We start from the raw sequence: 26,998 nt of genomic DNA, 5'->3' as shown, positions 1-26,998 counted from the left end.
GCCCATGAGGACGCCGGGAGCCTTGCCGCTTCCGGCGTCCTATTTTTGCCCGATACACCCGGCCGATCCGCCGCTATGGTCGCCCGATGATCGACACCGGGACCAGCATCACGCAGGATATGCGCTTTATCGAAGGCGGTGCCTTCGCCATGGGCTCCGACCGCTTCTATCCGGAAGAAGCTCCGGTCCGGCAGGTCCGCGTGGACAGCTTCTGGATCGACGAAACGCCCGTCACCAACCGCCAGTTCGCGGAATTCGTCGAGGCCACCGGCTATCGCACCTTTGCCGAGATCGCGCCCGACCCGAAGGATTATCCGGGCATGCCGCCCGAAATGGCGCGGGCCGGATCGCTGCTGTTCCAGCGGACGGCGATGCCCGTCGACCTCCACGACTTCAGCCAATGGTGGCATTTCAGCTTCGGCACCGACTGGCGTCATCCCCACGGACCCGACAGCGATCTCGATGCGCTATGGGATCATCCCGTGGTCCATGTCGTGTTCCAGGATGCGGAGGCCTATGCCAAATGGGCGGGCAAGACGCTGCCGACCGAGGCGGAATGGGAATTCGCCGCGCGCGGCGGCCTGGACGGCGCGGACTATGCCTGGGGCGATGAACTGGCGCCTCGGGGTGCCATGCTCGCCAATTACTGGCAGGGTCTGTTTCCGTACAGCAATTTGCTGGAGGACGGCTATGAACGGACTTCGCCGGTCCGGACCTATGCGCCCAATGGCTATGACCTCTACGACATGATCGGCAATGTCTGGGAATGGACGACCGACTGGTATGCCCAGCCCAGGCCAGAGCGCAAGGCGAAGGGCAGTTGCTGCGTTCCCGCCAATCCGCGCGGGGGTACGAAGCGCGAAAGCCTGGACCCCGCCAATCCCCATGTGCCCATGCCGCGAAAAGTGCTCAAGGGCGGTTCCCATCTCTGCGCGCCAAGCTATTGCCAGCGCTACCGCCCCGCCGCCCGCCATCCGCAGGCGGTGGACAGTTCGACCAGCCATATCGGGTTCCGCTGCATCATTCGCGAACCGGGTCGCTGACTTTCAACAACAGGAATATTGCATGCTCAACATCCCCTGGGACCAGCCCGCCACCATGATCGACCTTGACGGCAAGGCGCCGATCATCGGCACGATCCGCGATTGCGCCCAGCATTTCGCCATCTTCAAGCCCCATGCCAAGGAGCAGGCGCGTGTCCTGCTGACCCAACCCGTCCACCGCGAAGGCCGCAAGACCCGGACCTGGGTGCTGGAACCCTGGGAGATCGAAAAACTGGTCGACCGGCTGAAGGCGGAGATGCATTGAACGAGTCAATATCACGCGCCTTCGAAGGCCGTATCCCAATCTGGAGCATCGTGCGCGCAATCCGGTTTTGCGCATGATGCGATAACAAGGAAGCAGAGCGCACGGCTGCGTCCGTTTTGACGCGGCGCGCTCCCCGCCGGTCCGCCCCGCGCCTTCTCCAGCGCGCCGCCGGTCCGCATCCCTTGCATTTCCACCGTCAGCGTCACCCGCCGCGCATCCGGCAAGTCGACCCGATGCCGGCACCCCCTTCCCATCCTGCGCATCAGCCTTTATGCAGTCGGGCGAAGGTTGGCTTCGGCCGGCTTTCACTGATCGCGCCGGTGTCCTCGCGAGGGGACTTAATAGGGAATGCGGTGATGAATCCGCGGCTGTCCCTGCAACTGTAAGCGGCGAGCGAGACGCATATCGATTCTCTGAAATGCCAGAGGATCAGCCACTGGGCCGGACGCTAAATCCTGCGAGGCCTGGGAAGGCCATGTGTCAAGCTATGACCCGCGAGCCAGGAAACCTGCCTGCGTCTGGTCGCTCTTGCCTTGGTCCAGGGGATGGCCGCGGCACGGTACTCCGTCTGAGCGACGCTTCACGCAGCGGGAGCTGCTGTCCGCATGCCGGGTGCAAGCGCGTCCGCCCGGCATGAAGGCAGCTTCCGTCCGGTTTCGCCGACGCCTACGGGGATCGATCCCGATGACATTCTTTTCCAATGCGCTGGTCCCGCCGCGCCTCCCACGCGGTCGCGCGACGAGCATGTTCGCCGCCCTGATCGCCGCGAATCTGGCCGCCTGGCTTTGGGCCTTCATCGTCTTCGCCGGCAACACGGTCATGCTGGGCACCGCGCTTCTCGCCTGGAGCCTCGGCCTGCGCCATGCCGTCGATGCCGATCATATCGCCGCCATCGACAATGTGACCCGCAAGCTGATGCAGGACGGCCAGCGCCCGCTGACGGTCGGCTTCTGGTTCGCCATCGGCCATAGCGGCATCGTCCTGATCGCCGCCGTCGCGATCGCCATTGCCGCCAATGCGCTGACCCGCGTCGAGGCCGTGGGCGCGATCGGCGGCACCATCGCGACGATCGTGTCCGCCACCTTCCTCTTCACCATCGCGGCGATGAACCTGATCATCCTGAGATCGGTTCTGAAGACCTTCAACCATGTCCGTAGCGGCGGCGCCCATATCTATGAAGACATGGATATTCTCCTCGGCAATCGCGGCTTCCTCGCCCGCATCTTCCGTCCGCTTTTCCGGCTGGTGAGGCAAAGCTGGCACATGGCCCCGCTCGGCTTTCTCTTCGGCCTCGGCTTCGACACGGCCACCGAAGTCGCCATTCTCGGCCTGTCCGCAGGACAGGCGGCGAGCGGCCTTTCCATCTCCACCGTCCTCATCTTCCCGCTGCTCTTCGCGGCGGGCATGGCGCTGATCGACACGGCGGACGGGGCGCTGATGATGGGCGCCTATCAATGGGCGTTCGTGAAGCCGATCCGCAAACTCTATTACAACATCACCATCACCCTGGTCTCGGCACTGGTCGCCCTCCTCATCGGCGGAATCGAGGCAACCGCACTGCTGGGCGACAAGCTCGGCCTCACCGGCGGCATCTGGACCCTTGCCGCCGACCTTGGCGAACATTTCAACAGCCTCGGCTTCATCATCATCGGCCTGTTCGCCGCCTGCTGGCTGGCAAGCTGGATCATCTACCGCTGGAAAGGCTTCGACGAGATCGAAGTCACCCTCGAACCCCAAGGAAATCCCGCATGAACAAGGTTCCCGCTACCGTCATCACCGGTTTCCTCGGCGCCGGAAAGACGACGCTGATCCGTCACCTGATCGAACATGCGGGCGGCCGCCGCCTCGCCCTCATCATCAACGAATTCGGGGACGTCGGCGTCGACGGCGCACTGGTACAGGGCTGCGGCGACGAAGCCTGCCCGGACGAGGACATCATCGAACTGGCGAACGGCTGCATCTGCTGCACCGTTGCGGACGATTTCCTGCCGACCATGCAGCGCCTGCTCGACCGCCCGACGCCGCCCGACCACATCATCATCGAAACCTCCGGCTTGGCGCTGCCCAAGCCGCTGGTGAAGGCGTTCCAATGGCCCGACATCCGGACCCGCGCCACGGTCGACGGCGTGATCGCCCTGATCGACGCCGAAGCGCTGGCGGCGGGCCGTTTCGCCCATGACGAAGCCGCCCTGACGGCCGCCCGCGCCGCAGATCCGACGCTCGACCATGACAGCCCGATCGAGGAACTGTTCGAGGACCAGCTCGCCTGCGCCGACCTCGTCCTGCTCAACAAGACCGATCTGGTGGACGCCGATACTCTCGCCACGCTGGAACGCGATTTAGGCCCGCAAACCCGTCGCGGCGTCGGCATCATCCGTACGGCGAAGGGCGCGATCGACCCCGCCATATTGCTCGGCCTCGACTTAGGCGTTGAGGAGCAGATCGACGCCCGCCCCTCCCATCACGACAATGAGGAGGATCACGACCATGACGATTTCGAAAGCTTCATCGTCGACCTGGGCGAACTCGGCAATCCGGAGCCTGTGCTGGCGACGCTCGCAAAGGTCATCGCCGCGCACGACCTGTTGCGGGTGAAAGGCTTCCTCGCGATCGCAGGCCGCCCCGCCCGCCTCGTCGTCCAGGCCGTCGGCCCTCGTATCCAGCACCATTATGACCGCCAATGGCAGCCAGGCGAGCAACGCGCCTCCCGCCTTGTCGTGATCGGCCGGGCGGGCCTTGACCGCGCGGCCATCGAAGCGGCGCTCGACGCCCAGACGGTCCCCGCGTGATGCACCTGCTGACCGCCACGCCCGGCACCGTCTCCAATGGCGACGAAGCGATCGACCTCGGCCAGTCGCCGGGCGACATCGTGCTGCTCACCGTGGCGGACAGCGAACTCGCCTGCTTCGCCAGCGCCGCCCATGCGCTGGCGGAGGGGCTGGGCGAGGCAGGCCCGACGATCCGCCTCGCCAATCTCCTCCAGCTCAAGCATCCCTATTCCGTCGACCTCTATGTCGAAAAGGTGATCGCTCACGCCAAATTCATCTGCGTGATCCTGCTAGGGGGTAAAAGCTATTGGCCCTATGGCATTGATGAAATTGCCAATATGGCACGCGAAAAGGGCATCGCCTTCGCCGCCATAGCCGATGGCCGCGAAGACGATCCCGATCTGCAAGCCGCCTCGACCCTGCCCGCCGAAACTTGCGATCGTCTCCGCGACTATCTCCGGCAGGGCGGCATTCCCAATGCCGTCGCCTTCCTCAAGACCGCCGCCCGTCTGGCCGGCTTTGACGCCGGCGCGCCCGATGCTCCTGTCCCCGTGGCCGACGCGGGCCTCTACCTCCCGGGCACCGACCGTCCTACGCTGGCGCAGGTGAAGGCCCGCTGGACGGCAGGCCGGCCCACGACCCTGTTTCTCTTCTACCGTGCCCTGTTGATCGCCGGGACGCTCGAAGCGGTCGATGCAATGATCGTCGGTCTCGAAGCCGCGGGCCTCAACGTCCTCCCCGTCCACATCCGGGCGCTGCGCGAACCTTTCGCCAGGGACTTCCTCCAGGGCCTGATGCGCGAGGCCCCGCCGGATGTCATCCTCAACGCCACCGCCTTCGCCGCCAGCGCACCGGGAGAACCCCGCACGCCCTCAATCCTTGAACAAGCGGACTGCCCGATCCTCCAGACCATCTTCGCCGGCGCGGAACAGGGCGCTTGGGAAGCAAGCGCCCGGGGTCTCGGCCCCCGCGACCTCGCCATGCACATCGCGCTCCCAGAGGTGGATGGCCGCCTCTTCACCCGCGCCGTCGCCTTCAAGGCCTCCGCCCGCTTCGATGAGCGAACCGAATGCAATATCATCGTCCCCCGCGTGCTGGCGGATCGTGTTAGCTTTGTCTCTCAACTCACTGCAAATTGGTCAAAAATCCGTCAAACTCCGACCACTGACCGCCGCATTGCCCTGATCCTGGCCAATTACCCAAACAAGGATGGCCGCGTCGGCAACGGCGTCGGCCTCGACACCCCGGCCAGCGCCGCCGCGATCCTGAATGCCCTGGCGGAATCCGGCTACGCCACCGCCGACGCGCCAACCGATGGCACTGCCCTGATGCGCCACCTGACCGCCGGCACGACCAACAACCTGACCAAACCCACTCCTCCCCCATCCGAGCTGAACCTGTCGTCACCCTTTCCATCCCTCCCCCTCGCAGATTACCGCGCCGCCTTCGCCGCCCTGCCCCAAACCGCCCAGGACGCCATCACGACCCGCTGGGGCCCTCCGGAAACCGACCCCTTCTTCCGCGACGGCGCCTTCCACCTGCCCGTCCACCGCTTCGGCAACATCGCGGTCGCAGTCCAGCCCTCGCGCGGCTATCATATCGACCCGAAGAGCAGCTATCACGACCCGGCCCTGCCGCCGCCCCACGCCTATCTCGCCTTCCACATCTGGCTGGCGCAGGTGTTTGGCGCCCATGCCGTCGTCCATGTCGGCAAGCACGGCAATCTCGAATGGCTTCCGGGCAAGGCGATCGCACTTTCGGAACAATGCTTCCCCGAAATCTGCGCCGGACCGATCCCGCAAATCTACCCCTTCATCGTCAACGATCCCGGCGAAGGCACCCAGGCCAAGCGCCGCATCGGCGCCTGCATCATCGATCATCTGACGCCGCCGCTGACCCGCGCCGAAACCTATGGCCCACTCAAGGAACTGGAGGCGCTGGTCGACGAATATTATCTCGCCGCCGGCATGGACCCGCGGCGCCTGGAAACACTGCGCAAGGACATTCTCGCCCTCGCCGCCTCGCAAGGCATCGACAAGGATGCGGGCACGGAAGGAAGCGGAGACGATGCCTTAGCTGCAATCGACAACTATCTGTGCAACCTCAAGGAAATGCAGATTCGTGATGGCCTGCATATCTTCACCCTGAGCCCGGGGGGCGCCCTCCGCCGCGATCTTCTCATCGCCCTCGCCCGCTGTCCCAGAGGCATGGACGATGCAGGCCAGCAGTCCCTCCTCCGCGCGCTGGCGGATGACTTGGTGCTGAATTTCGACCCGCTCGACTGCACCATGGGCACGCCCTGGGCGGGTCCGCGTCCCGCCCCCCTCCAGAACCTCACCGAAGCCTCATGGCGCACCACCGGCGACACGGTAGAACGGCTCGAACTCTACGCGATCCAGCTGCTGGACCAATTAGAACATCGTCATCCCCGCCTGCGCGGGGATGACGGCAAAGGACGGGGAGGCATCCCAGGCCCCCGGACCGCGGCAGTCCTCACTGTGATCGAGCAAGACCTCGCCCCCCGCGTCGACGCCTGCGGAGCGGCCGAAAAAACCGCGCTGCTCAAAGCCCTCAACGGCCAGTTCGTCCCCCCCGGCCCCTCCGGAGCGCCCACAAGGGGCCGCCCAGACGTCCTCCCCACCGGCCGCAACTTCTATTCGGTCGACACCCGCGCCGTCCCCACGGTCGCCGCCTGGAATCTTGGCCAACGCTCCGCCGACCTCATCGTGCAGGACTATCTCCAGCGCGAGGGGGCCTATCCCCGCGCCATCGCCCTGTCCGCCTGGGGCACCGCCAATATGCGCACCGGCGGCGACGACATCGCCCAGGCCCTCGCGCTCATGGGCGTCCGCCCGCGCTGGGATTGGGCCTCGGGCCGCGTCATCGGCTTCGAGGTCATGAAGATCGCCGAACTGAACCGCCCGCGCATCGACGTCACCGTCCGCGTCTCGGGTTCCTTCCGCGACGCTTTCCCGGAGCAGATCGACCTGCTCGACAGCGCCGCCCGCGCCGTCATGGCGCTGGAGGAAACGGAGGAGGATAATCCCGCCGCCGCCCGCCACCGCACCGAAACCGCCGCCCTGATCGCGGAAGGCACGCCCGAAAAGACCGCCCAGCGCCGCGCAGGTGCCCGCATCTTCGGCTCGAAACCCGGCGCCTATGGCGCGGGCCTACAGGCGATGATCGACGAGAAAATCTGGCACGACCGCGCCGACCTGGCCAATGTCTATCTCGACTGGGGCAGCTATGCCTATGGCGGCGGGGCCGAGGGCGATGCCGAACGCAGTCCCTTTTCGCAACGATTGACCCAGGCCGACGCCCTGATCCAGAATCAGGACAATCGCGAGCATGACCTGCTCGACAGCGACGATTATTACCAGTTCGAGGGTGGGATCGCCGCCGCCGTCGAGCATCTCTCGGGCAAGAAGCCGCTCAGCTACCATAACGACCACAGCCGCCCCGAACGCCCCGTCATCCGCACGCTGGAGGATGAGATCGGCCGCATCGTCCGTGCCCGCGTCACCAACCCCAAATGGATCGCGGGCATGATGCGTCACGGTTACAAGGGCGCGTTCGAGATCGCCGCCTCGGTCGATTATCTCTTCGCCTTCGCCGCCACCACCCATGCGGTGAAGGACCATCATTTCGACGCCGTCCACGCCGCCTTCATCGAGGACGAAACCGTCCGCGCCTTCATGGCGGAGGCTAACCCCGCCGCCCTGCGCGAAACCGCCGCCCGCCTCCATGAAGCGCTCGACCGGCGCCTGTGGAAACCCCGGTCGAACAGCGCCGCCATGCTCCTCACCCAACTCAAGGACGCCTGACATGATCGAACGCACGCCCGAACAACATGCCGAGAAGATGAAGAAGAAACAGGCCGCCCATGACAAGATCATGGCGACCAAGACGCAGGAAAAGGGCCTGCTGATCGTCCACACCGGCAAGGGCAAGGGCAAGACGACCGCCGCACTCGGCATGGTCGTGCGCGCCATCGGCCATGGCAAAAAGGTCGGCGTCGTCCAGTTCGTGAAGGGCGCCATGACCAGCGGAGAAAAAACCGTCTTCGACGCGTTTCCGGAGAATGTCGAATTCAAGCCCATGGGCGAAGGCTTCACCTGGAACACGCAGGACCGCACCCGCGACATCGCCCTCGCCCGCGAGGCGTGGGACGAGGTAAAGCGGATGATTGCCGATCCGGCCTATGATATGGTCCTTGCCGATGAACTCAATATCGTCCTGCGTTACGACTATCTGCCGGTCGAAGAGGTGCTGGAAGCCGTGACCGCCAGAAGCGCCATGAAACATGTCCTCATCACCGGCCGCAACGCGCCCGATGCGTTGATAGAGGCTGCCGATCTCGTCACCGAAATGACCCTCGTCAAACATCCCTTCCGCAGCGGCGTGAAGGCCCAGGCAGGAATCGAATTCTGACCCGCACCGCCTTCGACATCGCCGCCTTCGAGGAACTGGTCCACCTGCGCCGCGACGTGCGCCATTTCCTGACCGATCCGCTGGACGAGGGGGAGGTGGAGCGGCTCCTTGCCCTCGCCCACAGCGCCCCTTCGGTCGGCCTGTCCCAACCGTGGCGTTTCGTCCGGATCGAAACCCCTGCCTTGCGCGAGCAACTCGCCACCCATGTCGATGCCCAGATCGCCAAGGCTGGCAGCATCTATGAGGGCGACGAAGACAGGCTCTACCGCAGCCTGAAACTGCACGGCCTGCGTGAAGCGCCCATATTGTTCGCCGTCTATTGCGACGAAGGGACCGAAACCGGCCACCGCCTCGGCGCGATCACCATGCCCGAAGCACGGCGCTATAGCTGCGTGATGGCGATCCATACCATCTGGCTTGCCGCCCGTACGCGGGGCATCGGCATGGGCTGGGTATCGATCCTGGACCGGCCCACGGTGGACGCGATGCTCGCCATTCCGGAAAACTGGCGCTGCCTCGGCCTGCTGTGCCTGGGCTATCCGCAGAGCGAGGAGGCGACGCCGGAACTCGAACGGCGCGGTTGGGAACATCGCACAGACTGGCATTCCGCGATCGTCAAGCGCTGATCCTCCTTCCGTGGGTGGGCAGAAGCCCACTTCCCTTTCCACCGCTCTGCGCTTATGAACCGCATCCGGATCGGGCTGCGCCCGCTCCATCGATCGCGTCGGTGCCCCCGAAAGGGGCTTAAATGGGAACGCGGTGCGGGAGGAAACTCCCTAATCCGTGGCTGTCCCTGCAACTGTGAGCGGCGAGCAAGGCAAGGACGGACGCCCCGTGATCGGGACGGCCAGCCACTGGAGCAATCCGGGAAGGCCCCTGCCAAGGCTATGACCCGCAAGCCAGGAGACCTGCCGAACGCAAGGGTCGCTCTAGCCATGGTCCAGGGGATGGTCACGGCTCGGTTCTCCGCACGAGCGACGGATAAGCGGCTGGTGGAAAGCATCCTCCAGTCGTCGTTGCGACGTGGGAGGTGAAGTCCAGTGCCAGACGCGCCAAGCGCTCATGCCGCCGCCATTCGCGGCTGGTGTCCGACGGCATGGCGCCCAATGATGGCGGGCGACGGCCTGCTGGTGCGGGTGCGTCCCCCGCTGGGCCGCCTGACCGCCGCGCAGGCCATCGATATGGCAAAGGCCGCCCACCGTCACGGCAATGGATTGCTCGACCTCACCAACCGGTCAGGGCTGCAAATCCGCGGCGTGACGAAACAAAGCCATCGCCCGTTGCTTCGGCACCTCATCGCCCTCGGCCTGACCGATCCCGATCCAGCCCGCGAAGCCCGCCGCAATTTCCTCCTCGCCCCCGACTGGTCCCCCGGCGACGATACGGACAGCATCGCCCGGGCCCTGCTCTCTCGTCTGGACGATCTTCCCCACCTGCCTCCCAAGATCGGGGTCGCGATCGACGCCGGTCCGGCGCCCGCCCTAGGCTTCGTCCCTGCCGATTTCCGCTTCGAACGCAGCGAAGGCGGGACGCTGCTGCTCCGCGCGGAGGGCCGCCCCCATGGCATGCCCACCAGCGTCCAGACCGCCGCGCAAGACCTGATCGTGCTTGTCCGCTGGTTCCTGGAAACCGGCGGCATCGCCTCCGGCCGCATGGCCCGGCACCAGGCGCCGCTGCCCCCGGGCCCGGCCGCCGAACCCGCCCCCTCCCGTCCGCTCGAACGGCTGCTGGCGCAGGCCCCCGGTCCCTTTCACGGCATCCCCTTCGGCCAGATCGATGCCGACAGCCTCGCTGCACTGGCCGGACAGCCGGGCGTCATCGCTTTGCGCCTCACCCCGTGGCGGGGCCTGATCGCCGAAGGCGGCACGACCAGCCCCGGTCACGCTGCCACCGACCCGCTGCTCCGCGTCGACGCCTGCCCCGGCGCTCCCGCCTGCCCGCAGGCCAGCGTCGCCACGCGCGCCCTTGCCGCCCGGCTCGCACCCCATGTGAAGGGCCCGCTCCATATTTCGGGTTGCGCCAAGGGCTGCGCCCGTCCCCGGCCCGCCCAAATCGTCCTCACCGGGCGACAGGGCCGCTTCGACCTCGCCCGCCAGGCCCGCGCCGGATCGCCCCCGGAAAAGAGGGACCTCGCCCCCGACCAGATACTCGCCCTCTTCGGAAGCCCCTGATGCCCCATAGCTACGAAACCGACGGCGCCGCCATCTACCGCGAGTCCTTCCGCACCATCCGCGCGGAGGCCGATCTCGCCCACTTCTCGAAAGAGGAGGAGCGCATCGCCGTCCGCATGATCCATGCGGCAGGACTGGTCGCCCTTGCGCCGCATATCCGCTTTTCCCCCAGCTTCGCGCCTGCCGCCATCGCCGCGCTGGAGGCAGGCGCGCCGATCCTCTGCGACGCACGCATGGTGTCGGAAGGCATCACCGTCAAACGCCTGCCCGCCGCCAATCCCATCCTCTGCACCCTGAACGATGCGGCGGTTCCGGTGCTGGCGGCACGCATGTCCAACACCCGCTCCGCCGCCGCGCTCGAACTGTGGCGTCCGCACCTTGCGGGCGCGCTGGTCGCCATCGGCAACGCCCCGACGGCGCTTTTCCATCTGCTGAACATGCTGGAAGATCCCGCCTGCCCGCGACCCGCCGCGATCATCGGCTGCCCCGTGGGCTTCGTAGGGGCGGCGGAATCCAAACAGGCGCTCTGGCGGAGCCGAACCGTTCCCTGCTGCATCGTGGAGGGCCGCCTGGGCGGCAGCGCCATCACGGTCGCGGCGATCAATGCGATAGCGAGCCCGGCGGAATGACCCAAGGTACCATCCACGGCGTCGGCCTCGGCCCCGGCGCGCAGGACCTGATGAGCGTCCGCGCCGACCGCCTGATCCGCGAAGCCCGCCACATTGCCTATTTCCGCAAGAAGGGTAAATCCGGCCATGCCCGCCGGACCGTGGAGGGCATGTTGCGTCATGATGTCGTCGAATATCCGATGGAATATCCGGTGACGACGGAAATCCCGCTGACCGACCCCCGCTACAACGACCTTCTATCCAGCTTCTACGCCGGTTGCACCGCGCATCTCGACGGCCTATCCGCCAGCGGTGAGGATGTCGTGGTCCTCTGCGAAGGCGACCCCTTCTTCTACGGCAGCTTCATGCACCTGCACAGCCGCCTCGCCGCGCCGGTCAGCATCGTCCCCGGCATCACCGGCATGTCGGGCGCGTGGACCGCCAGCGGCGCGCCGATCAGTTGGGGCGACGATGTGATGACCGTGCTGATGGCGACCCTCCCCGAAGAGGAACTGGTCCGCCGTATCCACGACACCAATGCGCTGGTCGTGATGAAGATCGGCCGCAACCTCCCCAAGCTCCGCCGCGCCGTAGAGGCTGCCGGCAAACAGGACTGCGCCTGGCTGGTCGAATATGCGACCATGGCCGATCAGCGCATCACGCCCCTGGCCGAAGCGGCCGGCGTCACCGCCTATTTCTCGATCCTGTTGATCCATGGGCAGGGCCGCCGCCCATGAGCGGATGGATCGCCATAGCAGGTCTCGGCCCCGGCGCGGCCGCGCTCGTCACGCCGGAAGTATCGGACGCGCTGGCGGAGGCGACCGACGTCATCGGCTATATCCCCTATGTCGCCCGCATCGCCCAGCGCCCCGGCCTGACGCTCCACGCCACGGACAACCGCGTCGAACTGGACCGCGCCGCCCATGCATTGACCCTCGCCGCCCAGGGAAGGCGCGTGGCGGTCGTATCCTCCGGCGACCCTGGCGTCTTCGCCATGGCCTCCGCCCTGTTCGAAGCGCTCGAAGCGGGACCGGAGGAGTGGCGCGCCCTCGACATCCGCGTTCTCCCCGGCATCACCGCCATGTTCGCCGCCGCCGCAAGGGCGGGCGCGCCGCTCGGCCATGATTTCTGCGCCATCAACCTGTCCGACAATCTGAAGCCGTGGTCGCTGATCGAACGCCGTCTACGCCTCGCCGCGCAGGCGGATTTCGCCATGGCCTTCTACAATCCGCGCTCGCGGTCCCGCCCGGACGGCTTCGCCCGCGCCCTCCAAATCCTGCGGGAAGAATGCGGCGACACCCGCCCGATACTCTTCGCCCGCGCCGTCTCCACGCCGGAGGAAAATCTGCGCATCCTTCCCCTGGGGCAGGCCAGGCCGGACATGGCCGACATGCGCACGATGGTCATCCTCGGTTCCAGCCGAACCCGCCTGATCGAACGGTCCGGCCCGCCCATCCTCTACACCCCGCGTTCGGCCGCATGATCCAGCCAGTCCAGCACGTCCGCAACCGCATGGGTCATCCGCGCCACGGGGCAAGGGGGCCTGTCGATCATCAGGACAGGCAGCCCCAGCCGCCGTGCGGCGATCAGCTTCGCCTCCGCCCCGCTACCGCCCGCATTTTTGGATATGACCAGATCGATCCCATGCGCGCGCATCAGGGCCATGTCGCCCTCGACGGTGAACGGCCCGCGATCCACGACCAGATCATGTCGCGGCAGGACCGGCAATTCGTCCGGCACGTCCACGAAGCGCAGCAGATAATGATGCTGCGGCCGAACGGTGAAGGCATCGGCATGCATCCGCCCCAAAGCCAGCATCACGCGCCGCCCAGGTCCCGCGAGAGCCGCCACGGCCCCCTCCAGATCGGCCACATGGGTCCAGCGGTCCCCCTCCGCCGCGACCCAGCCGGGACGGGTCAGCATGATATGCGCCACCCCGGCTTCGCGCGCCGCGGCAACGGCATGGCCGCTCATCGTCGCGGCAAAGGGATGGGTCGCGTCCACCAGATGGGTCACGCCCTCCCGGCGCAGATATTCGACCAGGCCCGCGATCCCGCCAAAGCCGCCGACCCGCACCGGCACCGGCTGCGGACGCGGCTTTTCCGTCCGCCCGGCATAGCTCAGCACCGCCCGCGCGCCTCGCTCCGCCAATGCCCTGGCGAGCGCGCTCGCCTCGGTGGTCCCACCCAATATGAGGATATGGGCCATGACTGAAACTCCCGATCCCTGGCTGATGATCATCGGCATCGGGGAGGATGGCCCCGACGGTCTGTCCCACGCCGCCCGTCAGGCAATGGAAGCGGCGACCTTCGTTGCCGGATCGCCCCGCCACCTGAGCCTGCTGCCTCCCCTTAGGGCCGAACATCTAAGCTGGCCAGTCCCGTTCGATGACGGCATCGCCGCGCTGCTGGCCCGCCGGGGCCGGCCCACGGTGATGCTCGCCTCAGGCGATCCCTTCTGGTTCGGCGCGGGTGCCAGCATCACCCGGCACCTCTTGCCAGGGGAATGGACGGCCTATCCCGCACCCTCCACCTTCGCCCTCGCCGCCGCGCGCCTCGGCTGGCCGCTACAGGAGGTGGAATGCCATGGTCTCCACGCCGCGCCTCTACAACGTCTGCGCCCCAGTCTCGTCCCCGGCCGCCGCATCCTCATCCTGCTGCGGGACGGCCGGGCGGTCGCGGACCTCGCCGCCTATCTGACGGACAGCGGCTTCGGCCCTTCGACGCTCCATGTGCTGGAGGCCCTTGGCGGCCCGCGCGAACGCATCCGCACGGTCCCCGCCAACGGCATCGACTTCACGGATATCGCTCACCCGGTCACGGTCGGCCTCGGCATTGCGGGCGAAGGCCGGACGCTTCCCCGCGCCAGCGGCCTGGCCGACGACTGGTTCGACCATGACGGCCAGCTCACCAAACGCCCCGCCCGCGCCCTCACCCTGTCGGCCCTGGCGCCCCGTCCGGGCGAAACATTGTGGGACATAGGCACGGGTTCGGGTTCGATCGCGATCGAGTGGCTGCTCTCCCATCCCGCAACGCAGGCCCTCGCCTTCGAGGCCGATCCCGCCCGCGCCGCCCGCGCCCGCGGCAACGCCTCCGCGCTGGGCGCCGACCGCCTGACCGTGATCGAGGGCGAGGCCCCGGATATCCTACGCGACCGCACCCGCCCGGACGCGCTCTTCATCGGTGGAGGCTTAAGCGAAGCGCTGCTCGAAACCCTGTACGCCCTTCCGGGCGGCCCGACCCGCCTCGTCGCCAATGCGGTCACGCTGGAATCCGAAGCGCTGCTGGCCCGATGGCATGGCCGCAAGGGCGGCGATCTTCTCCGTATCGAACTGGCACAGGCCGTCCCGCTTGGCAGCCGCCATGGCTGGCGGGCCGCCTATCCGCTGGTGCAGTGGAGCGTCATCCTGTGATCGTCGCCGGCTTTGGTTTCCGTGCGAACGCGACCCTAGCCTCATTCCAGTCGGCGTTGGAAGCCGCGACGGGCGGCGGCACCGCCATTGCCGCGCTGGCGACGCTGGACCGGAAATCCACGCAGCTCACACCTTTCGCGGACCATCTGTCCCTGCCTCTCATCACGGTCGCGCCCGATCGGATGACACGTCAGACCACCCTCACCCGCTCGCGGCAAAGCCTTGCCGCCCACGGCACCGGCAGCGTCGCCGAAGCCGCAGCCCTTGCCGCGGCCGGCCCCGGTGCCCGCCTGCTCGCGCCCCGCGCCATCTCGCGCGATCACCTCGCCACCTGCGCCCTTGCCGAAGGAGTTCCCGCATGACCGTCCATTTCATCGGCGCAGGACCCGGCGCGCCCGACCTCATCACCCTGCGCGGCCGCGACCTGATCGCGCGCTGCCCGGTCTGTCTCCATGCCGGTTCGCTGGTTCCCGCCGCGCTGCTCGACCATTGCCCGCCCAGCGCCCTGATCGTGAACACGGCCTCGCTGACACTGGATGAGATCATCGCCACCATCAGCGAAGCCCATGATGCAGGCCATGACATCGCCCGCCTCCATTCCGGCGACCTCTCGATCTGGTCCGCCATGGGCGAACAGGTCCGCCGCCTGAAGGCGCTCGGCATCCCCTATACCGTCACGCCTGGCGTCCCCTCCTTCGCCGCCGCCGCCGCCGCGCTGGAGGCTGAACTCACCCTGCCCGAAATCGGCCAGTCGCTGATCCTCACCCGCACGGCCGGCCGCGCCAGTTCCATGCCACCCGGCGAAAGCCTGACCGCCTTCGGCGCCACCGGCGCGACCCTTGCCATCCATCTGTCGATCCACAATCTGGCCGGGGTGGTGGCGGACCTCATCCCCCATTATGGCGGCGCCTGTCCGGTAGCCATCGTCTGGCGCGCCAGCTGGCCCGACCAGCAGATCGTTCGGGCCACCCTCGCCACGGTCGAGGGCGCCGCCGCCGACGGGCCGGAGCGCACGGCCCTCATCCTGATCGGCCCGGTCCTCGACAATGCGGATTTCGCGGAAAGCAGCCTTTACGCCCCCGGCTATGATCGCCGCTTCCGCCCGTCCAGCGCCGATTCCCCGTTCGTCGGCAAACCATGACCCCCGGCATCCTCATCGCCGCGCCGCGTTCCGGGTCGGGCAAGACGGTCGTGACTCTCGGCCTGCTGCGCGCCTTCGCCCGCAACGGCTTGCGCGTGCAGCCCTTCAAGGCCGGCCCCGACTATATCGACTCCGCCTTCCAGCGGGCCGCCGCCCGCCGCCCGTCCTTCAACCTCGACAGCTGGGCCATGCCCCGTCCGCTGGTCGGCGCGATCGCCGGTCATGCCGACGATGCGGACCTGATCGTCGCGGAAGGCGTGATGGGCCTGTTCGACGGCGCCCCGGCACAGGGGGAAAGCGGCAACGGCTCCAGCGCCGATATCGCCGCCGCCCTGGGCTGGCCGGTCATTCTAGTCATGGACGTTTCCGGCCAGAGCCAATCCGCCGCCGCCATTGCCCAGGGCTTCCGCAGCCTGCGCCCCGACATCATGATCGCCGGGGTCATCCTCAACCGCCTTGCCAGCGAACGTCACGAAAGGCCGATCCGCGCGGCCATGGCGGAGGCGGGCATAGCCGTCCTCGGCGCGATCCCCCGGCTGGAGGAACTCGGCCTGCCCGAACGCCATCTGGGGCTGGTGCAGGCCGCCGAGCATGCCGACCCCGATGCCGTCATCGACCGCATGGCTGGACATGTCGCCGCCCATGTCGACCTGGCCGCCATCCGCCGCGCTGCCGGGGCCGCCGGGGCCCGCCCCCGCCGGGACGATGCCCTCGCCCTTGCCTGCCCGCCCCCCGGTCAGCGCATCGCCCTGGCGCAAGACGCCGCCTTTTCCTTCACCTACGCCCACCTGCTGTCGGGCTGGCGCGCGGCGGGCGCGGAAATACGGCCTTTTTCTCCCCTTGCGAACGAAGAGCCGGACGCAATGGCCGATGTCGTCTGGCTTCCCGGCGGCTATCCCGAACTTCACGCCGGACGCATCGCCCAGGCGGATCGTTTCCTCTCGGCGCTTCGCCGTCACGCCGAAACCCGTCCCGTTCATGGCGAGTGCGGCGGCTATATGGTGCTGGGCGAATCCCTGATCGACGCGCGGGGTGAAAGCCATGCCATGGCGGGCCTGCTCGGCCTCGTCACCAGCTTCGCGCAGCGCCGCCTGCATCTGGGCTATCGCCGTGCCCGGCTGCTCGCGCCGATGGGCGGATTTGCCGCGGGCGCAATGCTCAACGGCCATGAATTCCACTATGCCACGATCCTTGCCCAGCCCGACAGCCCGCTCGCCGCCGTCACCGATGCGGAGGGCAAGGCCGTCGCATCCACGGGATCGCATCGCGGCCGCGTCACCGGCGGTTTCTTCCATCTCATCGCCCAGGCTTGCGCAACATGATCCGCTTGAACCTGATCGGCATCGGCACGGGCAATCCCGACCATCTGACCCGCGCGGCGATCAAGGCCATGAACAAGGCCGACCTGATCCTCCTGCCGCGCAAGGGCGAGGCGAAATCGGACCTCATCGACCTGCGCCGCGCCATCTGCGCGGAGGTGCTGACCCGGCCGGTCAAGCTGGTGGAATTCGACATGCCCGGCCGCGCCGACCTGCCCGCCTATGTCGATGCCGTACTCGACTGGCACGACGCCATCGCGGCGCTCTGGCAGGAGCAGATAACCCGCCATCTGCCGCAGGGCGGGACCTTGGCGCTGCTGGTCTGGGGCGATCCCTCACTTTACGACAGCAGCCTGCGCATAGCCGAACGCCTGCCGGGCATGCAGGTCCGGGTCATCCCCGGCATCACCAGCATCCAGGCGCTGACCGCAGCCCATGGCATCTGCCTCAACGACCTGGCCGAACCCGTGCTGATCACCACGGGACGCCGCCTGCGCGAGAAGGGCTGGCCGGAATGCACCGACAGCCTGGTGATCATGCTGGACGGCCATTGCGCTTTCCAAACCCTGCCGCCCGAAGGGATCGACATATGGTGGGGCGCCTATCTCGGTATGCCGCAGCAGGCGCTTGCCCATGGCCCGCTGGCCGCCGTCAGCGCGGAGATCATCGACCATCGCGCCGCGCTCCGGCGGGAGCATGGCTGGATCATGGACATCTATCTGCTGCGCCGACGCGATTAGGCGCGCGGCAAGCCACGCGCGCGGAAGCGGCTGCACAAGATCGAGTGGACCCGGGGCGCCTGCGCGGCGACCCGTCACACCGTCAGGCGACGTTGGGGACCAGTTCCATCATGGGTCTGCTGACCGCCTGCCTGATGCCGTCATCGGCTCCGGTCTCAGCCCGGCGGCGAAATTCCGCGGCCATGGCGTGGTGCATCATGCGTGCAGAAGCGTCAGCGGTCGTCGCCGCCAACTGCTCATGCATTTTCGCCCGCTCAAGACACTCTTCACGCGTAAGAGCATTCGTCATGAATCGAACTCCTGCCTGCTGCCGGATTGGGTTCGCCCTGCCGCTTTGCCAAAACGCCAGAAACGAGCCTGGACCGGTAAAATCGGCCCGTAACTTAGCCTGTCCGCCGTCCGATTGAAAATGGAATCTTCTTGGTGGGCGGCACCCATCGGCCACCCATACCGGTTCAGCGCAACCAGCCCTCCTGCGGCTGTGCACCATGGCTCTTCAGCTCCTTGCGCTGTTCGGCGTCGACTTCCTTCAACACCACCTCATAGCCCCAGAGATTCGCCAGGTTTTGCAAGACCATAGCCGCATCGTTCGGGTCCAGTTGAACCCCGTCCACCACGCCATGTTCGACGATCAGCTTCCGGTCCCCGGCCAGGTCCACGTCCACCACCTGGATATCCGGCTCTTGCCGCCCGATATCATATTCCCGCGCCAGCGCCCTTCTGATCCGGCGGTATCCCCGCTCGTCGTGGATCGCATCCACCCGCAATTCCGACTCGCCGCTGCGGTCGATGATCTTGAACAGCCGCCATTGCCGGATCAGATGCGGGCTGAGGAACTGCGACACGAAGCTTTCGTCGCGATAATTGGCCCAGATGTCCTTGAGCACCTCCACCGGATCGCCCGATCCGGCGATCTCCCCGAACCATTCGCGGTCCTCTGCCGTCGGCTCCAGGCAGATGCGCTCGATGTCGGACATGATGCCGAACCCCAGCGCATAGGGATTGAACCTGCCAAAATGTCCTGAATCATAAGTGGGTTGGTAGACGACATTGGTATGCGACGACAGGAATTCCATGAAGGCGCCGTCGGTGATCCACCCGCGTTCGTGCAGCGCGGTCATGATCCGATAATGGGTGTAGGTCGCGCACCCCTCATTCATCGCCTTGGTCTGACGCTGGGGATAGAAATATTGCGCGATCAGCCGGACGATGCGCAACACCTCCCGCTGCCAGCTTTGCAACCGAGGGCCGGTCTTTTCCAGGAAATAGAGGATATTCTCCTGCGGCAGGCCGAGGGCCGCGCGCCGCGCCTCATTGGGCACCGCATCCGCGCGCGCGCCCCCCGGCACCGTGCGCCACAGATCGTCGTAGATGCGGTCGCGATAGGCCTGCCGTTCCGCTTCCCGGGCCGCCTCGCTCTTCAGGTCGCGGGGCCGGATGCGCGGATAGCGGTGCACCCCCTGGTTCATCAGCGCATGGGCGGCATCCAGCACCCGCTCGACCGCCAACTGGCCATGCCGCTCCTCGCACTCGGCGATATAGCGTTTGGCGAACTCCAGATAATCGAGAATCCCCTCCGCATCGGTCCATTGCTTGAAGACATAATTATTCTTGAAGAAATGATTATGGCCGAAGGCCGCATGGGCGATGACCAACGTCTGCATCGTCGCACTGTTTTCCTGCATCAGATAGTTGATGCAGGGATCGGAGTTGATCACCAGTTCATAAGCCAGCCCGCGCAGCCCCTTGCGGTACATCATTTCATTGGTGACGAACTGCTTGCCGAAAGACCAATGCTTGTAGAAGAGCGGCATGCCGATGGAGGAATAGGCATCCAGCATCTGCTCCGCGCTGATGACCTCTATCTGGTTGGGATAGATATCCAGCTTCATTTCCTTGAGCGCGATTGGCTCGATCGTGTCGTAGATGCGGTTGATCAGCGAAAAGTCCCAATCGCTCCCGGTGAACAGCGGCGCTTTCGCATGTTTGCCCGTCATGCCGTCCGCTCCGCCACACCCTTGCGCTGGAACAGTTCACGGAAGACCGGGTAGATTTCCCGGCGGTGATGCACCTTGCGCATCACGAAATTGCGGTTGGCCTCGGACACGGGCGCATAGGCCTGCCACAGGCCGGTCATCGTCCCGACCGTCTCTATATCGGCGAACTCCTCCCGCCCGACCTCCAGATAGGCGACATATTGGCACATCGGCAGGATTTCATTCTGCATCAGGCTGACTACGCGGCCATTGTCCGACTGCATGGTGTCGCCATCCGATGCCTGCGCGACATAGATGTTCCAGTCGTCGGGCCGATAGCGTTCCTTGACCACCTCCAGCAGCTTGTCGAGCGCGCTCGACACCAGCGTCCCGCCCGTCACCGTGCTGTAGAAGAAGGTCTGCTCGTCCACCTCCGCCGCGCGGTCGGTATGGTGGATGAACACCACCTCGACATGCTCGTAGCAGCGCGAGAGGAACAGATGGAGCAAGGCGAAGAAGCGCTTGGCGAGGTCCTTCATATGCTCCGTCATGGAACCGGACACGTCCATCAGGCAGAACATCACCGCCTGCGCCACCGGCTTGGGCACATTTTCGAACCGCCGGTAACGCAGGTCGACCGGATCGATATAGGCGATCAGATTGCGCCGCCGGACGATATGGGCGCGCTCCTCCCGCAATGCCTCCAGCCTTACCGCATCGTCGGGCAAGGGCGGGGCGCGCGCCTCGATCTCCGCAATCTCCCGCTCGATCCGTTCAAGATCGCTGCCCTTGGGCCGCCGCAGCGCAATGCGCCGCGACATCGCCCGCTGCATGGTGCGCGGGACGGAAAGATTGGACGGATTGCCGACCACCGAATAGCCCGCCCGCCTGATCCCGTCGACCGCCCCGCCGATCAGCCGCCGCTTGGCAAGGTCGGGCAGTTCCAGATCGTCCAGAAACAGGCCCAGAAACTCCTCCCGGCTCAACGCGAACTGGAAATCGTCATTCCCCTCGCCCTGTCCGGCCTGCGAACCCGACCCCTGCCCACCATCGGGCCGCTTGATCCGGTCGCCCTCCATATAGTCGTGATTGCCGGGAAAGACGCGCTCGCGATTGCCGCCCTGCGATGCGCGATGCAGCGTCGGTTCGTGGATGGCGTCGCGCTGGATCGTGACCTGGCCTTCCTTGTCCAAGTCCTTGATGCTGCGGTCCTTCAGGCTGTCGCGCACCGCCTGCTGCACATAGGCCCTTGCCCTCCGCAGGAAGCGCTGCCTGTTGACCAGGCTCTTGCCCCCCGGGTTCAACCGTCTGTCGACTATGTGCATGGGGCTCAATCGCCCTCCATCAACCGGCCTGCTTGACGCGGATATACCATTCGACAAGCCGCCTTACCTGCCGCTCAGTATAGCCTCTTTCGATCATCCGCGCGACGAATTCGTCATGCTTGCTGGCGGTGTCGCCGTCCTTCTTCGACCCGAAGCTGATGACCGGCAGCAGATCCTCGACCTGGCTGAACATCCGCTTCTCGATCACCTCGCGGATTTTCTCGTAACTGGTCCAGCTCGGGTTGCGCCCGTCATTGCTGGCCCGCATGCGCAGGGCGAACTTTACCACCTCGTTCCGGAAATCCTTAGGATTGGCGATGCCGGCCGGCTTTTCGGTCTTGGTCAGCTCCTGGTTGATGACGTCCCGGTCGAGCAACTGGCCGGTATCGGGGTCCTTGAAGTCCAGATCCTCGATCCACGCATCGGCATAGGCGACATAGCGGTCGAAGAGGTTCTGGCCATAATCATTATAGGATTCGAGATAGGCCTTCTGAATCTCATTGCCGATGAACTCGGCATAGCGCGGCGCCAGTTCGCCCTTGATGAACTCCAGATAGCGGGACTCGACCTCGGCCGGGAACTGCTCCTGCCGCACCATGCCTTCCAGCACGTACATGAGGTGGACAGGATCGGCCGCGATCTCATTGGTGTCATGATTGAAGGTCGCCGACAGCGCCTTGAAGGCGAAACGGGTGGAAATGCCCGCCATGCCCTCATCCACGCCGGCGGCATCGCGATATTCCTGGATGCTCTTGGCCCTGGGATCGATCTCCCGCAGCATTTCCCCGTCATAGACGCGCATCTTGGAATAGAGATTGCTGTTCTCATGCTCGCGCAGCCGCGTCAGCACGGAAAAGCGCGCCAGCATGTCCAGCGTCCCCGGGGCACATGGCGCCTTGCTGAGGTCGGATTCCCTCAGCAATTTCTCGTAGACATGCCGTTCTTCGGTCGCCTGAAGGGAATAAGGAACCTTGATGACATAGATACGGTCGATGAAGGCTTCGTTATTCTTGTTGTTCTTGAAATTCGCCCATTCCGATTCATTGGAATGAGCCATGATGATCCCGGTAAAGGGAATGGCGCCGATATTCTCCGTGCCGATATAATTGCCCTCCTGCGTCGCGGTCAGCAACGGGTGGAGCATCTTGATCGGCGCCTTGAACATCTCGACGAATTCCAGCATCCCCTGGTTCGCCCGGTTGAGGCCGCCGGAATAGCTGTAGGCATCGGGATCGTTCTGCGAGAGCATCTCCAGCTTGCGGATGTCGACCTTCCCGACCAGCGAACTGATGTCCTGGTTGTTCTCGTCCCCCGGCTCGGTCTTGGCGATCGCCACCTGCCGCATGCGCGACGGCATCATCTTGACGACCTTGAACTTCGAAATGTCGCCGCCAAACTCGTCCAGCCGCTTGCGGCACCAGGGGCTGATCATGCCGGTCAGCCGTCGGCGGGGAATGGCGTAATTCTCCTCGATGAAGTCGCCATGGGTTTCCGCGTCGAACAGCGCCAGCGGGCTTTCGAAGATCGGGCTGATCTCCTCCCCCGCCTTCAGCACATAGATGGGATGGACCTCCATCAACGCCTTCAGCCGCTCCGCCAGGGAGGATTTGCCGCCGCCGACCGGCCCCAGCAGGTAGAGGATCTGCTTGCGCTCCTCCAAGCCCTGGCTGGCATGGCGCAGGAAACTGACGATATGTTCGATCGTCCCTTCCATGCCGTAGAAATTGGTGAAGCTCCTGTAGCGCCGGATCGTCCGGTTCATGAAGATCCGGCCCAGCCGCTGGTCGCGCGAGGTATCGATGATCTCCGGCTCGCCGATCGCCGCCAACAACCGTTCCGGCGCCGACGCATGCATCAAGGGATCGTTGCGACATCCGAGCAGATAGTCTTCGACGGACATTTCGGCCTGGCGCCGATCGTCATATTTCCGCGTAAAGCTGGAAAACAACTCATTCTTTGTCACTGGCGACTCCCGCTAAAGCAGCCATGGAATTGAATATAGACGCATATGCACTGTAAAAACAGCCAAATAGAGACTTGCGACCGGAAAAATCCAAAACTGTCAAAAATTTAATCGGACAAGTTCTATCACAAGAACGCACGATACTCATCCGGCCACGCAAGTGCATTTCCGGCTCATGCACGACTATCGATCAGGCGGGCGACACCATCATGATCACGCCACCGTCGTGCAGCATCTTAAAATCGGCGCGACGATCCCCCGCCGCGATTGGACTCATAGTGTCACCTCAGGCCGCAAGAGGAAAGAGGGTAAAGGAGACAATCGCCTCGACCCGGCCGAAGTTCCCTCAGGCCTTCATATCGATCGTCGCGGCCAGCCCGCCTTCCGGCGCGTTCGCCAGCCGCACCGACGCCTTGAAACTCAGCGCCAGCGACCGGGCGATGGTCAGGCCGATGCCGGTTCCCGACCGCCCGCCCGGCTGGCCCGCGGCGCCGCGGGTGAAGGGCTCGAACATCTTATCCAATTGATCGGGCGGAATGCCCGGTCCATGGTCGCGCACCTCGATCAGCACGCGCCCCGCCTGGCGCGAACAGCTTATGTCCGCGCCGCCGCCATATTTGACCGCATTGGTCAGCAGATTGCTGATGCAGCGGGTCAAGGCATTGGGCTTGACCCTGACGGTGCCGCCGCAGCCCGACAGGAAACGCACCCGCGATCCCAGTTCCTGCGCATCCTCCACCATGCTGGTCAGCAGCGAATCGATGTCGATGACGGACCAATCCTCCTGCGCCTCCGTGCTGGCCGCCAGGTCCAGCCCCTCGCGCACCAGTGTCTGCATCGCCTGATGATCCTGCAACAGCCGCGCCCGCAATTCCTCATTTTCCACCAGTTCCAGCCGCAGCCGAAGCCGGGTGAGCGGCGTTTGCAGGTCATGGCTGATCGCCGCCAGCAACTGCGTCCGCTCGGCAAAGCCCGCCCTGACCCGGCGCTGCATCAGGTTGAAGGTGGAAAGCGCCGCGCGGACCTCCTCCGGCCCGCGCTCGGGAATTTCCTCGGCATCCAGCGACACCGAAAAGGCCTCGGCCGCCAGTTCCAGCCGCCGCAGCGGCTTGGCGACGAACCGTGCGACGACGATCGCCAGTCCGGCCGACGACAGCACGATCAGCAACAGATAGACGGGTTTGGCCAGCGTGCTGGGCGGTTTCACCAGATGCGGCAGATATAGCGCCAGCGACCGCCGCTCGCCCGTGCCATCGGTGAAGCGGACAACCCAGCAATCGGGACGCGGCGCCCCGATCAGCCCGGCGGCTCGGTTGTTGGGGTCCATCTTCGTGGCGGGAAAGCACAGCCCGACCGGCACCTGCCCCGCTTCCGGATGGGAATCCGGACCGAAGCGTGCTTCCAATGCATCCGCCAACGCCGGATCGGGATCGGTCAGGGCGATGCCGGGGGGGGCCATTCTCGCCCCCATGATCTGCTGGTCGCTCAGCATCGCCTCGATCCGTTCGGGATCATGGGTCAGGCGCTGGGCGATGTCGACCGCGCTCGCCACCACGCGTTGCAGGCGCCAACGCTCGAAATCGAGATGGCGGGTCTGCTCCGCCACGCCCAGCGCCGCCGCGGCGGCGGCCGTCATGCCGACCGTCAGCAACAGGAAGATCTGCCCCACCAGCGACCGGAGGAAATTGCGCGCCCGCGCCGGGACCGGAACCATCATGCCGCGGTCATTCGTAGATCACCGTGCTGGCCAGGACATAGCCCTCGCCGCGTACCGTCAGGATCAGGCCGCCGCCAGGCCCGTCCCCTGAATCCCCGGCCAGCTTCTGCCGCAATCGGCTGACCTGAAGGTCGATCGAGCGGTCGAAGGCGGCCGTCGCCCGTCGTTCGGGCACCAGCTCCTCGCGCGACAGTACCACATTGGGTTCCTCGATGAAGCGCGACAGCAGCCGGAATTCGGCGGAGGACAGCATGATCAGGCGATCATCGTCAGCGATCAGGCGGCGCTGGAACAAATCCAGCCGCCAGGATCCGAAGCGGGCGATCCGCGCCGTCTTCTGCCGCGCCCTGTCCTCCCCGCGCGACCGGCGCAGCAGGTTGCGGATGCGCACCAGCAACTCGCGCGGCTCGAATGGCTTGGTCAGATAATCGTCGGCGCCCAGCTCCAGTCCCAACACCCGGTCGATGGCGCTGCCCCGCGCCGTCACCATGATGATCTGCGTCGCGCTGCCTTGCGCGCGCAGGTCGCGGCACAGCGACAACCCGTCGCCATCGGGAAGGTTGAGGTCGAGCACGATCAAGTCGATCGTCCGCGCCGCCATGGCGGCGTCCAGCTCCGAAAGGCTCCCCGCCGCCGACACCTCATAATGTTCCTGGGCAAGCTGACCGACGATCAGGTCCCGGATATCCTCATCGTCATCGACGACAATCACGCAGGGTGGACGGGACGGATCGGGCATGACCCTGTCCTAACCGCATTTTCGTCCCAAGTCTGCGCTCACGGCCCGCGCAGATACATAAAGATACAATCCGCTACAGATTGAACCATCGGGACAATAAGTCGCGCTACCATGCATCATGCCAAAAGATCATGAGGGCAAGGTCGGCGCCCCGTGTGGGAGCCGACCTTCGCCCGGCGCGTCCCTCCCCTCCCCCTGCGCCGGGCGAAGATCCCTCGTCTCAAGCCTTGGACCCACCCGCCGACCATGCCCAGCCGCCTCTCCGCCTTCCGAACCGCGCCGCTCGCGCTTTGCGTCCTGATCGCCGCCTGCGGACACAGGGAAGCCCCGAAAAAGGGTCCGGTGGAGGTCGGCGTGGTGACGCTGGCGACGGAGAATGTGACGGTCTCCACCGAATTGCCCGGCCGCACCGCCTCGACCATGATGTCCGAGGTCCGGCCCCAGGTCGCCGGCGTCGTCCAGAAACGCCTCTTCACCGAAGGCTCCTTCGTGAAGGCGGGCCAGCCGCTCTACCAGATCGACCCCTCGCTCTACCGCGCCTCCCGCGACGAGGCCCAGGCGACGCTGGCCAGCGCGCAGGCGACCGCCGCCGCCGCACAGGCAAAGGCCGCACGCTACCGCACGCTCGGCGCGAGCGAAGCGGTGAGCGCGCAGGACCGCGACGATGTGATCGCCACCGCGCGCCAGGCCGCCGCCGCCGTGCAGCAGGCCCGCGCCACGCTCCAGACGACCGGCATCAACCTCAACTTCACGCAGGTCCGCGCCCCGATCAGCGGGCGTATCGGCCGCTCCTCCGTCACGCCGGGCGCACTGGTGACGGCCAGCCAGGCAACGGCGCTCGCCACCATCCAGCAGCTTGACCCGATCTTCGTCGACATCACCCAGTCCAGCGCCAGGTTGCTCCAGTTGCGCCGGGCGCTCGCCGCCGGCAACGCGCTGCCCGCCAGCGCGACCATCCGCCTGAAGCTGGACGACGGCACCGACTATCCGCTGGAAGGCCGCATCGAATTCGCCGAACCGATCGTCGATCCCAACAGCGGCACCGTCACCCTGCGCGCCCGCTTCCCCAATCCCGACAGCCTGCTGCTGCCCGGCATGTTCGTCCGCGTCGTCGCCCCGCAGTCGGTCGTCCCCAATGCCATATTGGCGCCGCAACAGGGCATCAGCCGCGACCCCAAGGGCAATGCCACCGCGCTGATCGTGGACAGGTCCGGCAAGGTCGAACGCCGCATCGTCACCGCCGCGCAGGCGGTGGGCGACAAATGGCTGATCACCGGCGGCCTGAAGAAGGGCGACCGCCTGATCGTGGAGGGCACCGACAAGGTACAGCCGGGCGACACCGTCAAGCCCGTCGCCATCAACCAGAACGCGAAGTAAGGG

The 26,998-nt window shown here is 65.9% G+C and carries 24 protein-coding genes and 2 riboswitches; of the genes, 17 read left to right on the top strand and 7 right to left on the bottom strand.

The features are described from left to right. Nucleotides 1-119: 119 nt before the first annotated feature. The 11 genes from CAF53_RS18450 (at nucleotide 120) to cobJ (ending at nucleotide 12,769) form a co-directional block, all read left to right on the top strand. The gene (locus CAF53_RS18450) at nucleotides 120-1,043 is read left to right on the top strand and encodes a formylglycine-generating enzyme family protein (RefSeq protein ID WP_100239554.1); all 924 of its coding nucleotides are present in this window, start codon (nucleotides 120-122) and stop codon (nucleotides 1,041-1,043) included. Between the two features lie 22 nt (nucleotides 1,044-1,065). Next, nucleotides 1,066-1,308 (top strand): hypothetical protein, encoded by a 243-nt coding sequence (locus CAF53_RS18445; RefSeq protein ID WP_046763988.1) that lies wholly within the window; start codon nucleotides 1,066-1,068, stop codon nucleotides 1,306-1,308. Between the two features lie 301 nt (nucleotides 1,309-1,609). After that, a riboswitch (cobalamin riboswitch) is annotated at nucleotides 1,610-1,839 on the top strand. Nucleotides 1,840-1,992: 153 nt separating this feature from the next. Further along, nucleotides 1,993-3,060 (top strand): HoxN/HupN/NixA family nickel/cobalt transporter, encoded by a 1,068-nt coding sequence (locus tag CAF53_RS18435; RefSeq protein ID WP_100239139.1) that lies wholly within the window; start codon nucleotides 1,993-1,995, stop codon nucleotides 3,058-3,060. Further along, complete coding sequence (gene cobW / locus CAF53_RS18430; RefSeq protein WP_100239138.1) at nucleotides 3,057-4,097, top strand: cobalamin biosynthesis protein CobW; 1,041 nt, start codon at nucleotides 3,057-3,059, stop codon at nucleotides 4,095-4,097. Before CAF53_RS18435 ends, cobW begins: the two co-directional genes overlap by 4 nt. Beyond that, complete coding sequence (gene cobN / locus CAF53_RS18425; protein ID WP_100239137.1) at nucleotides 4,097-7,900, top strand: cobaltochelatase subunit CobN; 3,804 nt, start codon at nucleotides 4,097-4,099, stop codon at nucleotides 7,898-7,900. The genes cobW and cobN overlap by 1 nt, the downstream gene beginning before the upstream one ends. A gap of 1 nt (nucleotide 7,901) precedes the next feature. Further along, a complete protein-coding gene (gene cobO / locus CAF53_RS18420) occupies nucleotides 7,902-8,507 on the top strand; it encodes a cob(I)yrinic acid a,c-diamide adenosyltransferase (protein ID WP_100239136.1) in 606 nt (201 codons plus the stop codon). Between the two features lie 17 nt (nucleotides 8,508-8,524). Further along, entirely contained in the window at nucleotides 8,525-9,133 is a 609-nt protein-coding gene (gene bluB / locus CAF53_RS18415; RefSeq protein ID WP_084733139.1) for a 5,6-dimethylbenzimidazole synthase, read from the top strand. 82 nt (nucleotides 9,134-9,215) lie between these two features. Further along, nucleotides 9,216-9,438, top strand: a riboswitch (cobalamin riboswitch). 175 nt (nucleotides 9,439-9,613) lie between these two features. Then, the gene (locus tag CAF53_RS18410; protein ID WP_100239135.1) at nucleotides 9,614-10,678 is read left to right on the top strand and encodes a cobalamin biosynthesis protein CobG; all 1,065 of its coding nucleotides are present in this window, start codon (nucleotides 9,614-9,616) and stop codon (nucleotides 10,676-10,678) included. Then, a complete protein-coding gene (locus CAF53_RS18405; protein WP_100239134.1) occupies nucleotides 10,678-11,307 on the top strand; it encodes a precorrin-8X methylmutase in 630 nt (209 codons plus the stop codon). Before CAF53_RS18410 ends, CAF53_RS18405 begins: the two co-directional genes overlap by 1 nt. Next, nucleotides 11,304-12,023, top strand: a complete 720-nt coding sequence (gene cobI / locus CAF53_RS18400; protein ID WP_046763979.1) for a precorrin-2 C(20)-methyltransferase — start codon at nucleotides 11,304-11,306, stop codon at nucleotides 12,021-12,023. Before CAF53_RS18405 ends, cobI begins: the two co-directional genes overlap by 4 nt. Continuing rightward, a complete protein-coding gene (gene cobJ, locus CAF53_RS18395) occupies nucleotides 12,020-12,769 on the top strand; it encodes a precorrin-3B C(17)-methyltransferase (protein WP_046763978.1) in 750 nt (249 codons plus the stop codon). The genes cobI and cobJ overlap by 4 nt, the downstream gene beginning before the upstream one ends. On the opposite strand, the gene CAF53_RS18390 is transcribed toward cobJ, so the two are convergent. After that, nucleotides 12,745-13,494 (bottom strand): cobalt-precorrin-6A reductase, encoded by a 750-nt coding sequence (locus CAF53_RS18390; RefSeq protein ID WP_100239133.1) that lies wholly within the window; start codon nucleotides 13,492-13,494, stop codon nucleotides 12,745-12,747. The genes cobJ and CAF53_RS18390 overlap by 25 nt on opposite strands. Between CAF53_RS18390 and cbiE the strand changes: the two genes are divergently transcribed. The 5 genes from cbiE to cobF are packed head-to-tail and all read left to right on the top strand — an operon-like array spanning nucleotide 13,493 to nucleotide 17,898. Beyond that, nucleotides 13,493-14,698: a precorrin-6y C5,15-methyltransferase (decarboxylating) subunit CbiE gene (gene cbiE, locus CAF53_RS18385; protein ID WP_100239132.1), complete on the top strand. Its 1,206-nt coding sequence runs from the start codon at nucleotides 13,493-13,495 to the stop codon at nucleotides 14,696-14,698. The genes CAF53_RS18390 and cbiE overlap by 2 nt on opposite strands. Next, nucleotides 14,695-15,060 (top strand): cobalamin biosynthesis protein, encoded by a 366-nt coding sequence (locus CAF53_RS18380; protein ID WP_100239131.1) that lies wholly within the window; start codon nucleotides 14,695-14,697, stop codon nucleotides 15,058-15,060. Before cbiE ends, CAF53_RS18380 begins: the two co-directional genes overlap by 4 nt. Next, the gene (gene cobM, locus CAF53_RS18375; RefSeq protein ID WP_100239130.1) at nucleotides 15,057-15,839 is read left to right on the top strand and encodes a precorrin-4 C(11)-methyltransferase; all 783 of its coding nucleotides are present in this window, start codon (nucleotides 15,057-15,059) and stop codon (nucleotides 15,837-15,839) included. The genes CAF53_RS18380 and cobM overlap by 4 nt, the downstream gene beginning before the upstream one ends. Continuing rightward, complete coding sequence (locus CAF53_RS18370; protein ID WP_100239129.1) at nucleotides 15,836-17,161, top strand: cobyrinate a,c-diamide synthase; 1,326 nt, start codon at nucleotides 15,836-15,838, stop codon at nucleotides 17,159-17,161. The genes cobM and CAF53_RS18370 overlap by 4 nt, the downstream gene beginning before the upstream one ends. Next, nucleotides 17,158-17,898, top strand: coding sequence for a precorrin-6A synthase (deacetylating) (cobF, locus tag CAF53_RS18365; RefSeq protein ID WP_100239128.1), 741 nt, complete (start codon nucleotides 17,158-17,160; stop codon nucleotides 17,896-17,898). The genes CAF53_RS18370 and cobF overlap by 4 nt, the downstream gene beginning before the upstream one ends. 82 nt (nucleotides 17,899-17,980) lie before the next feature. Here cobF and CAF53_RS18360 read toward each other — a convergent pair whose 3' ends face one another. The 6 genes from CAF53_RS18360 to CAF53_RS18335 form a co-directional block, all read right to left on the bottom strand. Continuing rightward, nucleotides 17,981-18,187, bottom strand: a complete 207-nt coding sequence (locus CAF53_RS18360) for a hypothetical protein (RefSeq protein ID WP_046763972.1) — start codon at nucleotides 18,185-18,187, stop codon at nucleotides 17,981-17,983. A gap of 166 nt (nucleotides 18,188-18,353) precedes the next feature. After that, nucleotides 18,354-19,895 carry a SpoVR family protein gene (locus CAF53_RS18355; RefSeq protein ID WP_100239127.1) on the bottom strand — a complete coding sequence of 514 codons (1,542 nt, stop codon included), beginning with the start codon at nucleotides 19,893-19,895 and terminating at the stop codon, nucleotides 18,354-18,356. Then, the gene (locus CAF53_RS18350; protein WP_100239126.1) at nucleotides 19,892-21,199 is read right to left on the bottom strand and encodes a YeaH/YhbH family protein; all 1,308 of its coding nucleotides are present in this window, start codon (nucleotides 21,197-21,199) and stop codon (nucleotides 19,892-19,894) included. Before CAF53_RS18350 ends, CAF53_RS18355 begins: the two co-directional genes overlap by 4 nt. 19 nt (nucleotides 21,200-21,218) lie before the next feature. After that, nucleotides 21,219-23,162, bottom strand: coding sequence for a PrkA family serine protein kinase (locus CAF53_RS18345; protein WP_046763969.1), 1,944 nt, complete (start codon nucleotides 23,160-23,162; stop codon nucleotides 21,219-21,221). A gap of 346 nt (nucleotides 23,163-23,508) precedes the next feature. After that, on the bottom strand, nucleotides 23,509-24,879 hold the full coding sequence (locus CAF53_RS18340) for an ATP-binding protein (RefSeq protein ID WP_052757411.1): 1,371 nt from the start codon (nucleotides 24,877-24,879) through the stop codon (nucleotides 23,509-23,511). A 7-nt stretch (nucleotides 24,880-24,886) separates the two neighbouring features. Beyond that, nucleotides 24,887-25,618, bottom strand: a complete 732-nt coding sequence (locus CAF53_RS18335) for a response regulator transcription factor (protein ID WP_046763968.1) — start codon at nucleotides 25,616-25,618, stop codon at nucleotides 24,887-24,889. Between the two features lie 246 nt (nucleotides 25,619-25,864). Between CAF53_RS18335 and CAF53_RS18330 the strand changes: the two genes are divergently transcribed. Beyond that, entirely contained in the window at nucleotides 25,865-26,995 is a 1,131-nt protein-coding gene (locus tag CAF53_RS18330) for an efflux RND transporter periplasmic adaptor subunit (protein ID WP_046763967.1), read from the top strand. Nucleotides 26,996-26,998 lie beyond the last annotated feature (3 nt).

It is taken from the genome of Sphingobium sp. LB126, from assembly GCF_002795205.1.
GTDB classification, from domain to species: domain Bacteria; phylum Pseudomonadota; class Alphaproteobacteria; order Sphingomonadales; family Sphingomonadaceae; genus Sphingobium; species Sphingobium chungbukense.
This window is presented reverse-complemented; position numbering and strand designations above follow the sequence as displayed.

Excerpts from the sequence above, each read along its gene's own strand:
- CAF53_RS18445 (WP_046763988.1), top strand. The coding sequence starts at position 1,066 with ATGCTCAACATCCCCTGGGACCAGCCCGCCACCATGATCGACCTTGAC.
- CAF53_RS18450 (WP_100239554.1), top strand. The coding sequence starts at position 120 with ATGCGCTTTATCGAAGGCGGTGCCTTCGCCATGGGCTCCGACCGCTTC.
- cobF (WP_100239128.1), top strand. The coding sequence starts at position 17,158 with ATGATCCGCTTGAACCTGATCGGCATCGGCACGGGCAATCCCGACCAT.
- CAF53_RS18360 (WP_046763972.1), bottom strand. The coding sequence starts at position 18,187 with ATGACGAATGCTCTTACGCGTGAAGAGTGTCTTGAGCGGGCGAAAATG.
- CAF53_RS18350 (WP_100239126.1), bottom strand. The coding sequence starts at position 21,199 with ATGCACATAGTCGACAGACGGTTGAACCCGGGGGGCAAGAGCCTGGTC.
- CAF53_RS18340 (WP_052757411.1), bottom strand. The coding sequence starts at position 24,879 with ATGATGGTTCCGGTCCCGGCGCGGGCGCGCAATTTCCTCCGGTCGCTG.
- CAF53_RS18330 (WP_046763967.1), top strand. The coding sequence starts at position 25,865 with ATGCCCAGCCGCCTCTCCGCCTTCCGAACCGCGCCGCTCGCGCTTTGC.
- cobI (WP_046763979.1), top strand. The coding sequence starts at position 11,304 with ATGACCCAAGGTACCATCCACGGCGTCGGCCTCGGCCCCGGCGCGCAG.
- cobJ (WP_046763978.1), top strand. The coding sequence starts at position 12,020 with ATGAGCGGATGGATCGCCATAGCAGGTCTCGGCCCCGGCGCGGCCGCG.
- CAF53_RS18405 (WP_100239134.1), top strand. The coding sequence starts at position 10,678 with ATGCCCCATAGCTACGAAACCGACGGCGCCGCCATCTACCGCGAGTCC.
- cobM (WP_100239130.1), top strand. The coding sequence starts at position 15,057 with ATGACCGTCCATTTCATCGGCGCAGGACCCGGCGCGCCCGACCTCATC.
- cbiE (WP_100239132.1), top strand. The coding sequence starts at position 13,493 with ATGACTGAAACTCCCGATCCCTGGCTGATGATCATCGGCATCGGGGAG.
- cobO (WP_100239136.1), top strand. The coding sequence starts at position 7,902 with ATGATCGAACGCACGCCCGAACAACATGCCGAGAAGATGAAGAAGAAA.
- cobW (WP_100239138.1), top strand. The coding sequence starts at position 3,057 with ATGAACAAGGTTCCCGCTACCGTCATCACCGGTTTCCTCGGCGCCGGA.
- CAF53_RS18390 (WP_100239133.1), bottom strand. The coding sequence starts at position 13,494 with ATGGCCCATATCCTCATATTGGGTGGGACCACCGAGGCGAGCGCGCTC.
- CAF53_RS18355 (WP_100239127.1), bottom strand. The coding sequence starts at position 19,895 with ATGACGGGCAAACATGCGAAAGCGCCGCTGTTCACCGGGAGCGATTGG.
- CAF53_RS18410 (WP_100239135.1), top strand. The coding sequence starts at position 9,614 with ATGATGGCGGGCGACGGCCTGCTGGTGCGGGTGCGTCCCCCGCTGGGC.
- CAF53_RS18435 (WP_100239139.1), top strand. The coding sequence starts at position 1,993 with ATGACATTCTTTTCCAATGCGCTGGTCCCGCCGCGCCTCCCACGCGGT.
- CAF53_RS18370 (WP_100239129.1), top strand. The coding sequence starts at position 15,836 with ATGACCCCCGGCATCCTCATCGCCGCGCCGCGTTCCGGGTCGGGCAAG.
- cobN (WP_100239137.1), top strand. The coding sequence starts at position 4,097 with ATGCACCTGCTGACCGCCACGCCCGGCACCGTCTCCAATGGCGACGAA.
- CAF53_RS18335 (WP_046763968.1), bottom strand. The coding sequence starts at position 25,618 with ATGCCCGATCCGTCCCGTCCACCCTGCGTGATTGTCGTCGATGACGAT.